At 30.3% G+C, this 14,666-nt stretch carries 11 protein-coding genes; 1 reads left to right on the top strand and 10 read right to left on the bottom strand.

Features of this window, described 5'->3' with window-relative positions:
* Nucleotides 1–98: 98 nt before the first annotated feature.
* Nucleotides 99–1,448 (top strand): PLP-dependent aminotransferase family protein, encoded by a 1,350-nt coding sequence (locus tag L3B96_RS12535; RefSeq protein WP_031275509.1) that lies wholly within the window; start codon nucleotides 99–101, stop codon nucleotides 1,446–1,448.
* 46 nt (nucleotides 1,449–1,494) lie between these two features.
* Here the strand turns inward: L3B96_RS12535 and L3B96_RS12530 are convergent, their stop codons facing one another.
* The 10 genes from L3B96_RS12530 to L3B96_RS12485 all read right to left on the bottom strand — a co-directional run bounded on the left by L3B96_RS12530 (nucleotide 1,495) and on the right by L3B96_RS12485 (nucleotide 14,665).
* Nucleotides 1,495–2,808, bottom strand: a complete 1,314-nt coding sequence (locus tag L3B96_RS12530) for a 6-phospho-beta-glucosidase (RefSeq protein ID WP_238861239.1) — start codon at nucleotides 2,806–2,808, stop codon at nucleotides 1,495–1,497.
* Nucleotides 2,809–3,226: 418 nt separating this feature from the next.
* The gene (gene chbG, locus L3B96_RS12525; protein WP_238861237.1) at nucleotides 3,227–3,964 is read right to left on the bottom strand and encodes a chitin disaccharide deacetylase; all 738 of its coding nucleotides are present in this window, start codon (nucleotides 3,962–3,964) and stop codon (nucleotides 3,227–3,229) included.
* 197 nt (nucleotides 3,965–4,161) lie between these two features.
* Nucleotides 4,162–5,520, bottom strand: a complete 1,359-nt coding sequence (locus tag L3B96_RS12520; RefSeq protein ID WP_238861235.1) for a DUF6179 domain-containing protein — start codon at nucleotides 5,518–5,520, stop codon at nucleotides 4,162–4,164.
* The gene (locus L3B96_RS12515; protein WP_077854622.1) at nucleotides 5,520–5,990 is read right to left on the bottom strand and encodes a DUF6323 family protein; all 471 of its coding nucleotides are present in this window, start codon (nucleotides 5,988–5,990) and stop codon (nucleotides 5,520–5,522) included. Before L3B96_RS12515 ends, L3B96_RS12520 begins: the two co-directional genes overlap by 1 nt.
* Nucleotides 5,991–6,389: 399 nt before the next feature.
* Nucleotides 6,390–7,616: an aminopeptidase gene (locus tag L3B96_RS12510; RefSeq protein WP_238861232.1), complete on the bottom strand. Its 1,227-nt coding sequence runs from the start codon at nucleotides 7,614–7,616 to the stop codon at nucleotides 6,390–6,392.
* Nucleotides 7,617–7,918: 302 nt separating this feature from the next.
* Nucleotides 7,919–8,770 (bottom strand): 2-oxoacid:ferredoxin oxidoreductase subunit beta, encoded by an 852-nt coding sequence (locus tag L3B96_RS12505; RefSeq protein ID WP_238861229.1) that lies wholly within the window; start codon nucleotides 8,768–8,770, stop codon nucleotides 7,919–7,921.
* Nucleotides 8,770–10,455 carry a 2-oxoacid:acceptor oxidoreductase subunit alpha gene (locus L3B96_RS12500; RefSeq protein ID WP_238861227.1) on the bottom strand — a complete coding sequence of 562 codons (1,686 nt, stop codon included), beginning with the start codon at nucleotides 10,453–10,455 and terminating at the stop codon, nucleotides 8,770–8,772. The genes L3B96_RS12505 and L3B96_RS12500 overlap by 1 nt, the downstream gene beginning before the upstream one ends.
* Before the next feature lie 658 nt (nucleotides 10,456–11,113).
* Entirely contained in the window at nucleotides 11,114–11,662 is a 549-nt protein-coding gene (locus L3B96_RS12495; protein WP_238861225.1) for a BMC domain-containing protein, read from the bottom strand.
* Between the two features lie 40 nt (nucleotides 11,663–11,702).
* Nucleotides 11,703–13,028: a 4Fe-4S dicluster domain-containing protein gene (locus L3B96_RS12490; protein ID WP_238861223.1), complete on the bottom strand. Its 1,326-nt coding sequence runs from the start codon at nucleotides 13,026–13,028 to the stop codon at nucleotides 11,703–11,705.
* 218 nt (nucleotides 13,029–13,246) lie between these two features.
* A complete protein-coding gene (locus L3B96_RS12485; protein WP_238861221.1) occupies nucleotides 13,247–14,665 on the bottom strand; it encodes an aldehyde dehydrogenase family protein in 1,419 nt (472 codons plus the stop codon).
* Between the last annotated feature and the right edge of the window lies 1 nt (nucleotide 14,666).

The following is a 14,666-nucleotide window of genomic DNA, read 5'->3' as shown; positions in this document are numbered from 1 at the left end:
ATATATTATGCTTTCGAATAGTCATTTAGAGATTATTTATAAAATTTTTTATATATGTTAAACTAATTTTATAAAAATTTAAGGGGGGGATTAAATTGTTGAAGATATACGAACAAATTTCATGTGATATAAAACAAAAAATAATACTTGATCAAATGCCTCAAGGTGCTAAACTACCATCAATTACATCCCTCTGCAAAGAATACAAATGCAGTAAAGGAACTGTGATTAAAGCCTACGATAACCTATGCAATGAACATATAGTTTACTCTTCACCTCAGAGTGGATTTTACGTTGCTGATAACCTTGTACGATTTAATACAAATCAAACTAATATTTATGACCTATCGACTGGTAACTCTTTAGTTAGCAATATCCCAATAAAGGACATTCAGCATTGTCTAAACTCAGCCTTAGAGCTCCATGGCAACATGTCTCTAAATATGGATTTAGAAGGACTTCCTTCTCTACGTGAACTGTTAACTGATTTACTTATGAAGGATGATATATATTCTAAAAGCAAAAATTTAATTCTATCTCAAGGTATTCTACAAGTATTAACTCTTTTTTCAAAGATGGAATTTCCAAACGGCAATGATACTATACTTATCGAGGATCCATCTTATACTTATTATATAAACTTTTTAAAGTATGAGAATATGAAAGTTAAAACTATAAAAAGAGATGAGAATGGAATTAATTTATATAAACTTGAAGAAATATTTAAAACCCAAAATATTAAATTCTTTTATACGATTCCTAGAAATCATAACCCTTTAGGCACTTATTATTCATTAAATCAAAGAAAAGCAATAATGAAGCTTGCCCATACTTACAATGTATATATTATCGAAGATGATTATTTTTCAGATTTAAGCACCTTGTCAAGATATTCACCTCTTTACTATTACTCGGATTTTAGGAATTGTATATACCTTAGAAGCTTTTCAAAGACAATACCTTATATACGAATTGGTGTAGCTATAATTCCTGATGATTTAATTAATGGCTTTAGGGAATGGATGAGATACTCATATTATTTTTCATATTACATGCCATCATTGGTGTCTCAAGCAACACTTGAATCATATATAAAAAGCTCTATATATAATAAGCATGTAACTATTCTTTCCAACAATTTAAAGGACACTTTAAAATTATTTAGGAAAATAACTTCTACTTGGGACTCAAATTTAGTTAAGATACTTGGCGGAAGTTCTGGTTATTATTCTACTATAAGATTAGCTCCTCATATCAGCTGTAATAAATTATTAGACAACTTAAAAAGCAAAAATATCTTTCTAGCCCATAATTCAGCATCATACTATAATACAGAGAATTTTGACAATAGTCTAAGACTTAGTATTGCTAGAATTAATTCTGCTGATTTGAAATTAGCATTAAATATTATTTATGATGAAATATTAAAATTATCACAAATACAATAATAAAAGATCTAATGGTTATATTCTCTCCCTTAAATCTTTTATTATATTAAGCAAATTGTGGTAAATAATCTTTATGTGCCTCTAGTAATTCATCCAATAATATTTTTGCCATTTTCTCTGATGGAATTAATGGATTAATAGTTAATGCAAGAAGTGCTTTATGGTAATCCCCTTCAACTGCTGCTTCAACCACTAGACGTTCAAATGATTTTATTGTTTGAACCAATCCATTTACACTTACTGGTAATTTCCCCATAGCAATAGGTTTAGGTCCATCCTTAGTTATAATACATGAAATTTCAACTGCTGAGTCATTCTCTATTCCTTCAATAGCCCCATTATTTTTAGTATTAACTGGTTGAATATCTCCCTTGTTGTTATAAATAGAGTTAATTAATCTGCAAGCTGCATCTGAATAATATGCTCCACCTCTTTTTTCTAATTGCGGTGGCTTAATATCTAAATTTTCATCTTTGTATAGTTCAAACAAATCATTTTCTAATCTCTTAACTACTTCTGCTCTAGTTTCTCCCTTAGAAAATTCTTTTAATTCTTCTTCAAGCATATCTGCTGTTTGAAAGTAATACCTATGATAAGGGCATGGCATCATTCTAAGAGCTTTAATAAATTCTGGATTCCACTCCAAATCTTGAATATTTTTTACAATTGATCCCAGTTTACCTTCTGCTAGTGAGTCTACTACTTTATCAGTAATTTTTTCACCATCTAAATAAATTTCTCTACCAAATACCATATGATTCAATCCCATGAAATCCATAGTAATTCTGTTATGATCTACTTCAAGCATGTCCGCTACTGCTTTTTCCATACCAATTGGAACATTACATAATCCAATAACTTTTTTATTATTTCCATACCTAAGAAGAGCCTCTGTTACCATTCCTGCAGGATTTGTAAAATTTATAAGCCATGCATTTGGACATAGCTCTGACATATCCTTATCTATATCTAAAATCACAGGTATTGTTCTTAATGCTTTAAACATACCTCCTGCACCATTTGTTTCTTGTCCTATTACGCCATGGCTTAATGGTATTCTTTCATCCTGAATCCTAGCATCTAACAGACCAACTCTTAATTGTGTAGTTACAAAGTCTGCATCCTTCAATGCTTCTCTCCTGTCTAAAGTCAAATGAATTTCCATAGGTACACCAGCTTTTTTAACCATTCTTTTAGCTAATTTCCCTACAATATCTAATTTTTCTTTTCCGCTTTCAATATCAACTAGCCATAATTCCCTTACCGGAAGTTCATTATACCTTTTTATAAACCCTTCCACTAATTCTGGAGTATAGCTCGATCCCCCGCCAATTGTTACTATTTTAATTCCTTTTTCCATCAGATATCCTCCTATATATTATAAAATATAAGCATAATCATTTTTAAATTTTGATTTAATAATTTAAGCATTTGTTTATATTGGCTATACTTATTTTTTATTCTTTAAGCAATTTATTTAGATACTCTTATAAGAAATTTCCTCTTCTATTCTTTATATAAAAATTGTATTTTCTCTTATTTTCATAAAATTCTAACAGATCTGTTTTCTATATCGTAACTCAATATAATATTCTATTCAATAATATAAAAACACAACTGTACTAGTACAGTTGTGTTTTTATTAAATATAGAGCACCGCAATTGTAAAATACTATTTATCAATATTCTAACAATATCTTTATGAAAAGCCCTAACTACTATTTCCCAGTAATTGGCACCTTTAAATGTTTTGCTTTATATATAACAATAATTTTTAGTTATATATCTTTAAAATTTATTAATTCAATGTTTTTTTCATTAATAAACTGTATTACTTCTTTATTAGTTAATGTTTCTAATTCCTTTACTCTTGGATATGCATATGAACTACTACTAAGAATCTTAGAATCAAGATATCCTGGATGACACATAATTTCTAAAGAATCTACATTCATATTATCATCCAAAAGGTTTATTAACATCTGGGGTTCAATCATAGAAAGATTATAGAAACTATCAACAAACTCAGTTGTTGTTTTAATATTTTCATACTTTTCTTCTCCAATCGCCTTAATATGTCTAATTGGTATATTATGCTCCTTTGCTAACTCAGCAACTACCTCAAAAACACTCTCAATAGAATGTACATGATGATGTGTATCTATATGTGTTGGAACTATCCCAAAAGATAAAAACTTTTCAAATTGTTTTCTAAATTCCCTTCGTATATCTTCAATACACGCTGACTCAACCATCTTATCATATTTCAAAAAATTCCCTTCACTATCAACTAATGTTTTCACGTTCTTTGATAAAGGCCTGCCTGCGGTAAGGACCAAGTGAATTCCTACACCTAATTTAGAATTTTCTTTTGCCAAATTAACTGCATGTTCCGTTGTCTCCATATTACACATTAATGTGGTAGATGTTACTATTCCATTTTTAAATCCTTCAATTATACCTAGATTAATTGCTTTTGAAATACCAAAATCATCTGCATTCATTATTAATCTCATATCTTTCTCTACTCCTTATACTTAATATTTTAATCTAACAGAAATATATTTATAATAACATAATAATCCACATTATTTTTATCAGCAATAGCTCCAAATAATAATCATATTATATGTAATTCTTATTTTTAGTTGGGATATATTTCATAATATAAACCTGAGACATAGCTCGCTGCCTATATATACCTAGACTAGTATTACAATATAATATTCACGGATTCGGTAATTATTTTACTTTTTTTCTCTTCATTAATCATATCAAGATATTCCTTAAGCTTTTCATGCCACTCCTTCTCACTTTCAGTTCCATACTCTACAGCCGTAACTGAACCATTAGGAATATACTTAAGTAATAATGATATTTCGAAATCATCTAAGACCCTGAATATCTCAATAAACTCATTATCGAATATACAATCAGAACCAAGAACATCTACTAAATCCCTAAGACTGTGAATTTCCTCCTTTATAATTTGTATCTTATTCTCTACTTTATCACAATCTCTGATTTCTTCAGTTATATCCTTAAATCTGCTGTTATCTAAACTTTCTCCATCTTCATATCTAATTAAATTTTCATTTGCATTTTTAAATGTGATAAATGTATTTTCCAATTTATTAATTTCAATATTCTTCTTAATATTTGGCATAATCTTGTAAGTAGTTTTATTTATATAATTAATAAAATTTATATCATTTATAGTAAACTCCTTGAAAATATCTTTAACTATCCTAGATATTACTTCATTAAATTCCACTTCTTTCAGTTTTCCTAATTTATTTTTAAGATAACGTCTTTCAATATCTGTTATATCTAGAGTTATTCCTCCTTTCCCTAATAGCATACATCCTAAATAATTAGTCAGAACCAATTCAAAGATATTTATTAATATATGATCTGAATTTTTATCAAAACTTTTAAGCAAATTTTCAATTTCATAGCTATCAAAGTGGGAACAAAATTGATTTTCAAAGTCTATTTTTTTTAAATATTCGTTTATATATTCTATTCCTACTAAATCCATCTCATCTATAGCTAATGGATAATCTATAGATCCCTGCGTTTCATGAGCCGCAAATCTACTATCATATTCCATAAAAAATAATGGAATCCCGTAATCTATAGTATCTATATAAGCATAATTACTTGTTTTTAATTTATTTTTTTGCACGTTCTTTAATAGTTCTTTACTTTCTTCTATTTTAATCTTTAAAACTTTTTCCCCTTCAGAAAATAAATATTTCATTGTATTTTCTTTTATTAATATAATCCGTTCCTTTATTGATATTTTGCCTTTTAGAAAGCTCCCCATAGTATAATAAATTGATAACATTATTTGCTCTGCAACTTCAACTCTTACCGAATAGCTTTCAGCTTTTGTATAATAATTTACGGTTTCTCTTAAAATATCTAATATTTGAACTTGAATGTTTTCTAGTTCTTTATTATTTAGTATATTATTCGAATGGAGTATTTGTAGTAAAGATTGAAAATAATGTTCCTTACTTAATAAATTTTCAATGGTATCATTTCTGTTAGCAATATAATTATCCATTATAACTCTTCATCTCCATCCACATTTAAATAATCAGAAACCCCATATTTAATATTATGAGCTATAGTATCCAAATACTTATATCTAAGTAGCTCTAAAGATCCTTGGCATTCATTATCGAAATAATCTTTCATTAAATTAATTAATTCAATGTCACCTATTTCTTCCATAGTTTCATTTTTATAATAATAAAATGTTTCTATAAGCTCCTCTATAGTTTCAATATAATTGTATTGAGAAATATATGGCGAATCGCAAAAGGTTGATATTATTTGCTTTATTATCCCTCCGCCAAATTCAACTCTGCCATTCTTACTTAAAGCTTCGCTTCTTATCTCAACTATCTCTTTAACATTTTCTTCACTAAGCTTTAATCCATATTCCAATGTCTCCTCATTACACTGAAGAATATCTTCAAAAGTTTGTTTACTTATTATAGAATCAGAAATAGACATAAGATAATTTTTCATAAATAACACCATCCAAACTTTTTTATTTTTAAGTATTGACTTATCTTTTTAAATATGTTATGATTATTATATATAGATAAACAGAATATCTTTCTAACAATTAATTCTATCATCGGCTATATGGAAAGTCAATGGTATTTTTTTATGCCCATTTTGTATAAATAGCAACTTTTATAAATTAATATAAAATCATTAATAATTAAAAAGACTGTTAAATATCTAGTAAATTTTGATATTTAACAGCCTTTTTTAATTATTAGATTCAAATTTAACAATTTTGATTTTTTCAATAGATAACCAAATTCGGAACACTTAACAACTTAAACAAATGTCTATCTTCATTTATATAGATTAATCTCTCATCAAGTTTTTACTCGACAATCTGTATAGATAACACAATTATATCACCCAATCACCATTTTTAAATACTGGAATCTTTTCTCCATTAGCGGTTTCACCTATTATTTCAAGTTCCTCTGATCCTACCATAAAATCTACATGAGTTAACGAATCATTAGCTCCATTTTTTATTAGTTCTTCTTCCGACATATTGTCACCATCTTTTAGGCAAGTTGGATATGCTTTTCCAAAAGCAAAATGACATGATGCATTTTCATCAAATAATGTATTAAAGAAAATTAGTCCTGAATTTGATATAGGTGAGTTATAACCAACTAACGCAACTTCTCCTAAATATCTAGCACCTTCATCTGTATCTAGTAATCCTTTTAATATTTCTTCTCCCTTTTCTGCAGTAAAGTCAACTATCTTACCATCTTTCAATGTCAACTTAAAGTTATCAATTAAATTTCCTCCATAGTTCAATGGCTTTTTACTAGTAACATAGCCGTTTACTCCATCTCTCTTTGGAAGGGTGAATACTTCTTCTGTCGGTATATTAGCAACAAAGTTAATACCATCTTTAGAATCCTCTTCACCGCTTAACCATAGATGTCCTTCTGGAAGTTCTACAGTTAGGTCTGTGCCTTCTGATTTATAATAAAGATATTTAAAATTCTTTTCATTTAAATAATCTTTTCTATTTTTTAATTTTTCTAAATGTTCATTCCACGCTTCAATAGGTGATTCCTTATCAGCTCTTACTATGCTAAAAATTGAGTCCCAAAGATTTTCTACTGCATCTGCTTCTGATAAATCAGGGAATACTTTTCTCGCCCATCCCTTTGTAGGTATTGAAACAACACACCATTGAACTTCATTACTCATCATGGCAGCACTAACATCTTTCATAGCTCTATTTGCTGTTTTTGCTAAAGCGGAAATCTTATTAGGATCTACTCCGCTTAATAGCTCTGGATCTCTAGCAGAAATACTTATAAACGCAGTTTTCTCCTTTATAAGTTGCTCTCTTGATAATACAGCATGTTTTGGCTCCCTTTCAAAACTCTCCATAGGAGCTTTATTATATTTTATCAAGGCAAGCTCTTCATCATTGTAATCAACTATAACATTAATAGCACCAGCTTCATAAGCTTCTTCTGCTATCAGTCTAGCAAACTCTGCACATTCTATTGGTGAATTTATAAGCAATTGTTGCTTATCTTGTAAGTTGATCCCTTTCTTAACAACAAGCTCTGCATACTTTCTTAATGTATCTGTATTCATTTTGCTTCCCTCCACATTTTTCCTTAATTTTTATTATCATAATTATAGCATATCTTACTTTATAAGTTTTTATTTAAAATCTTCATAATATACTTTCATTTATATCTATTTCGATAAATGCAATATAAAAATATAACATTTATTAAAATACAAACTAAGATTTCATTAGAAATTATCTGTTTAAGAAAATATATAAGCTTTATAACAATTATTCGCATTTAAAAGGCCCGATTTAATAAAAATCAGGCCTTGGCTACTAAAATGTAATTACTTTTGATCATTAATTTTTTTCTATGCTATTTTTATAGGAAATCTTTCATAAATTCCTTGACCTTATCTATTTTAACTTTACTTTCAACAAGTGATTCTCCATTTTTTAAAAAGCTAACTTTATCATGAAAAGTGGACTTCTCTTCTTTATATAAAATTCCCAAAGGAATCTTGTCGCCCCATTCCATTGATTTTTCAATAGCCTTCAATTTATTGCTTGGATCGTATTCTTTTCCAAGTTTATAAACTCTTTTATTATACCATTGGAATGTATTAACTTTATTAAATGACACACATGGCTGTAAGATATCAACAAGAGAGTAGCCTTTATGATTAATAGCTTCAATCATAACTTTCTTCAAATGCTCTTTATCTCCACTAAATGCTCTAGCAACAAAACCAGCACCAAGCGTTATTGCAAGTGCTACTGGATTCATAGGAATGTTGTTTGACCCATTTGGCTGAACATCTGTTACATGTCCGATGTCAGTTGTAGGTGATGCTTGTCCTTTTGTTAACCCATATATTTGGTTATCGTGAACAAAATGTGTTATATCTACATTACGCCTAATATTATGAATAAAGTGATTTCCTCCTTCTCCATAAGAATCCCCTTCTCCTGTATTTACTATTACAGTTAATCTTTTATTTACAATCTTTGCTGCAACTGCAGGTGGTAATGATCTTCCATGAAGGCCACAAAATCCATTAGTATTTATATATTGAGGTGTTTTAGCAGCTTGACCTATTCCACCAACAATAAGCACTTCGTGTGGAGCCTTTCCCAAATCTATAAGTGCTTGCTTTAGAGCATCAAGAATATTATGATCTCCACATCCTGGACACCAAGCTGTTTCTGCTGTTAGAAATATTTCATCATTCATTATTGCTCACCTCCAATTAACTTACTGTATATTTCTTGAGATGAAATAGGTCTTCCATCATATTTTAAGATACTGCTATCACATTCAATACCTGTATATTCTCTAATAAGCCCCGCTAGTTGTCCTGTCGCATTTTGCTCTATGTTTATTATATTTTTTACTTTTTTTGCATACTTCCTAAGATCTTTCTCAGGTAAAGGCCACACATCTCCAAATACTAATGAGCAGTATTTATTATTATTTCCTGAACGTTCATTAAGAAGTTTTATAGCTTCCTTAACCGGACTATATAATGATCCCCATGCTAAAAGTAAAGTATCTGCATTTTCTTCACCGATGAATTCAGGTTCCAAAAGTTCTTCTTTTAAATACTCCATTTTCCTTAGTCTCTTCTCATTCATCTTATTTCTTACTTCACCTGATTCAGTAATATGTCCATATTCATCATGTTCATCACTATCTACTAATACTGTTAATCCTGGTATTTTGCCTGGTGTTATACGTGGCGAAACACCTGTCTTTGTTAATTCATAACGCTTATAATCTTTAGCATTTATATATTCATCATCTTTTAAATACCTTTCTACTTTAATCTTATCGAAATTAAAAGGCTTTACAGTTCTTATACTATCAGCTAAAAACTGATCCCCAAGTAAAATAACTGGTATTTGATACTTATCAGCAATATTGAATGCTCTTATAGTTTGATAAAATGCATCTTCTGGTTCCCTTAATGCTATTACCATTTTGGGTATTTCCCCTGGTGATGAGGCTATAACAAATTTCAAATCTGCTTGCTCTGTTCTTGTTGGCAAACCTGTAGTAGGCCCAGGCCTTTGTATTTCTGCTATTACAAGAGGCACCTCAAGCATTCCGGATAATCCTACCGCCTCTACCATTAGTGCGAATCCCCCTCCAGACGATCCTGTCATTGCTCTAACACCTGCATAGGAGGCTCCAATAGCCATATTTATTGAAGCAATTTCATCTTCAGCCTGTTCAACTACAATTTCTGATTCATTCATCTTTGAAGCAAGATAATTCATTATACTTGTAGATGGTGTCATTGGATAAGCAGAATAAAACTTACATCCTGCTGCAATAGCCCCAAGAGCAATCGCATCATTTCCTCCAATTAAAATACTCTCATCATTGTTCTTAGGTTGAATTTGATACTTTGGTGCAACTAGCTTGTATCCTTGTTCAAATGCATTGAAATTTTTGTTGGCGATTTCCTCTTTGAACTTTTCTGTTAATACTTCCTTAACGCCACTTAAATCCAAATTGAATAACTTTACAAAAGCTCCCAAAGCTATGCTACCATATACTTTTGGATTTCCAATGCTTTTAGCTAAAGCTTTAAGAGTAAGACCAAAGAATCTTTTATCCTCAAGCTTAATTTGCTTATCAGCAATTATAAACCCATCTTCCTTTAATCTGCCGATGTGAAGATCTATTGTTTCTTTGTCTAAAGCGATTATTCCATCAATATCATCCCAATGGGAATTTATTTGCTCATTTCCAAAGCGTATTTGAAAAAAATTATGCCCGCCTCTTACCCTTGACATATAGTCTTGTATAGTAAATATCTCAAAGCCTTTTCTTTTTAAAACTTTCTCTAATATAGAGGAAATGGTCTCCATTCCTAGCCCAGCTGCTCCTCCAATTAAAATATTATAAATCATAAAATTCCTCCCCTCTAAAAACGCTTATAAATTGCATGCTGATAATATTTTATTATTGTTTCTCAGTATTATGACTATATATAATCTTTAAACGCATAAAACCTACAATTTTTTAATATATCAAAACATCCTTTTAATCATATACTAATATTGATACTAATTTATTGATAAGGGCTTATTGTTAAAAGATACGCTTGTTTAGGTGAATACATTTATGACTAGTCATAAGCATAACTATCCAAGAAGTATCATATACGATTCATTTAACAATGAGAATTCCTACTATGAAAATAATTAATCAATAACTGGTAGTAGCGAAAAGCTTATAGACAAATATAAAGGTAAGCAAGGAATAGTAGTTGTTTTAATCGCTGTATACTACTATTTAGTTGTGGATATAGAGGATGATTGCATTATAATGTAAGCAATCAGCTCAAAAGATAAGAAATTAGGTGCATTTATTGTAGGTAGTAAAACAAATTTCTAACGAATAAATTGAGATATGGTAGAAAATTACAAATTCATTTATGGGATAGTCTAATAAACTTTATGAAGATTATGCAACGCATTATTAAGCCAAGTAAATACAGACTATCTCTTTATATAAAAAGTAGTAAATAGATAAGCATATCTCTTTACTTTATATTCACTCCTATTCCTAAAGCAAGCTTGAAATCAATTCCTTACTTGGTGATGGTATTGTAACTGTACTTATAATTTCACCAGTTTCAATAAGTCTGCTTTCGCAAGCTTCGACTGCAGATTTTACAGCGGACACTTCTCCAGTCATTAACATGTATCCTTTTCCGCAAAGTCCTTTTGCAATTCTTATTTCTAAAAGTTCTATATTAGCAGCTTTCAATGCTACATCTCCCGCAATTACAGATGCTACTGCCGATATAGTTTCAACAATTCCTATCGAATCAATTTTTCCAATATCAATTGTTCCTGTAATAGCCGGGAATACATTTTCATGAACATTTGCTATTAAATAATCACTTATAAGATAACTGCCTCCAATACTTTTCCCTACTTTAACAGCATTTTCAACTGCACCTACATCTCCAGATAATATTACTATATATTTCCCAGGACATACTGGTGAAGCTAAAACTAATTCGACATTTGAAGATTTAAGCATTTCATCACATGCTTCCATTCCTTTTGCAATACTTTTATATTCAAGTAATCCAATAGACCTTCTCATTGCTGTCTCTTCCCCTCTCATAGATTTAATAATTCATATATTATTTAACTATAACTATACTTTCATCTGTTATTTCTTTTATAATTCCATCTATGCTTGCATGGATCTTAGCTCCTAGCTTCCCATATGAAATTTCTCCTATCAAATCACCTTTTTGAACTTTATCTCCAATTTTAACTATAGGTTCAGCTTTTGCCCCTATATGTTGTGATCGTAATATTGTAACTTTTTGAAAATCGTATTCTTTCTCTTCTAAAAGTGAATCTGAATTATATTTATTTATGTCAAGCCTTTGCTTTAATCTCTCAACAGGAAATTTTCTATACCTTCTAAATTCATCAGCCTTTTCGGGTATCCTATTATGAGGATTTCTTATACCGTTTTTGCTTAATTCCCCTTTAAAGAACCTATTTAATTTCCAAGGTTGTAATCCCATAATACATGCTTGTTCACAAAGGGCACATTCGCTACAAAGAAAGGTATTTGTAGATGATATTTCTGTACTACAAGTCTTGCCATAACTAGCAATTCTCATTATTTTAGATGGTTCAATTTTATGCCCTAGCAAATGTCTCGGACATACTTCCGTACATAAGGAACACTGACAACACGCTATTCTTGCATCTCTTATGGTAGATTGTATACTCTTTATTTTAGATTGTACTATTTTATGCTCCTTTTTAAGCACTATTAGCCCCTTTGTATTTTTTTTGATTGGACTTTGAATATCCTCTACTATTTTTCCCATCATTGGTCCGCCGTCTATAACGCAAAAATCACTTATAGAGCTGCCGCCTGCAATTTCAATTGCTTCTTCAATAGAAATTCCTATAGGTACTTTAACTGTTATTGGATTCTTAACCTCGCCAGTGATGGTTAAATATTTTTCAGTGACAGGAATACCATTAATTGCATTATACACATTCAATAGTGTCTCTACATTAATTACTATGACTCCTACATTTAGAGGGATTCCACCCTCTGGCACAATCTTATTTGTAACTTCATATACAAGAATTTGCTCATCTCCAGCAGGATAAAAATTTTCCAACATAAACAGTTGTAATTTAGGATAATCTTTGATTTTTGAATTTAAGGTATTTATTGCGCTTTTATATTTCCCTTTTAGCGCAATTATCCCTACCTCACTTTCGGTCTCATCAACAACTTTGTTTAATGCGTAAAGAATTTCATCTCCTTTCTTATCCATCAATTGTTGGTCTACCTTTAGCAATGGTTCACATTCTGCACCATTCACTATTACGGTTTTAACTTTTGCATTTAATTTCACATGGGTTGGAAAACCAGCTCCACCGGCTCCAATTATTCCAGCATCTTTTATTAAATCAATAAAGCTTTTTTCCATAACTTCTCTACTCCAATTCTATTTCATTGAAAAAGTACCGCCTGAACACATCTTCTCTTTATTGCAAATTTTTTCTTTAAGATATATGAGAGAAAATATTAATTCCATAATATGATAAATATTTCCCATTAAACAATGAAGTATGTTTTCTAATAGTAATCTACTAGGTAAACATAGTGACAAAGTATAAAGGGAAATATACTATCATACTGACTACATTATCTTATATTAAATGCATCTACCATAACACACCTACGTTTTCTGCTGAAAGACCTTGCTGTTGTTAAACCTTCACCAGTAGGGCCTGCAATAGTAAATGTTGTAGTTCCTTCCCCACCAACACCTATTCCAGCATAAGATGGTGCATTTTTGACAAAAATAGTTGTTTCTAAAAGTCTTGCCATTTTAGTGAGCTTGTCAACATTCTTTGAATGCATTATAGCTGTATGTCTATTTCCATGCTCAGCAATGTAAGCACATTCAATAGCCTCATCTACATCTTTTGTTCTTACAATAGGTAGAATAGGCATCATCATTTCTTCCAAAACGAAATGATGATTTTTCTCTACTTCCATTATAATTACTTTAATATTCTCATCTACTGAAATACCAAGCTTATTTAAGATATATGGTGCACTCTTTCCTACAAAAGAAACCTTAGGTCCGCCATTTTCATTTGTAACTAAATCTAAAAGTTTTTGAATCAAGTCTCTATCTTTAATTTCATAAGCTCCATTCAGTTTCATGTAATGTATTAAATAATCACATATTTGATCAACCGCAAAGACTTCTTTTTCAGCTATACAAGGGACATTATTATCAAAACTGCATCCATTAACAATATCAATAGCAGCTTTTTCTATATCAGCAGTTTCATCAACAACAACAGGAGGATTTCCTGCCCCCGCTCCAATAGCTTTTTTCCCCGTAGACATAACCTTATTAACTATGGCTGGTCCACCAGTTGCTACGAGCATTCGGATTTTTGGATGCTCCATCATAATATTTGTATTTTCAATAGAAGGTTCCTTAACTGTTGCTATAAGATTATCAGGAGCCCCTGCCTCTTCTAATGCTTTATTTAACATAGTTACTAATTTTATTGAAACATTTTTTGCTCTTGGGTGTGGACTAAACACTACTGTATTCCCGCCCGCAATCATAGAAATAGAATTACAAATAATAGTTTCAGTAGGATTTGTAGTAGGAGTAATAGCACCAATTACTCCAAATGGACAATATTCAACCAAAGTAAGTCCATTATCTCCTGTCATAGCCTCTGTAGTTAAATCTTCTATTCCCGGTGTTTTTTCAGCTGCTACTCTATTTTTAATTAACTTATGTTCATATTTACCGATTTCTGTTTCTTCAACAGACATTCTTGAAATCAATTCTAAATTTTCTTTCTTCAAGATAGTAGCTTTTATAGTATCCACATATTTTTGTTTGTCCGTCATAGAAGCCTTTAATAATTGTTTTTGTGCTACAAATGATGCTTCAACTGCCGCATCCATAGTTTCAAAAATACCATAATTTTTTAAAGAATCAATTTTATCAAAATTCACTAGGTTTTGATTTTTCACTTCTTCTATTGCTTGTCTAACTAGTTTTTCAACTAATACTACATCTACATCCATT

Origin of the sequence: Clostridium sp. YIM B02569 (genome assembly GCF_022320765.1) — a bacterium.
In the GTDB taxonomy this organism is placed as follows: domain Bacteria; phylum Bacillota; class Clostridia; order Clostridiales; family Clostridiaceae; genus Clostridium; species Clostridium beijerinckii.
Note: the sequence above shows the minus strand (reverse complement) of the source record. Positions and strands in the feature narration are given on the sequence as shown.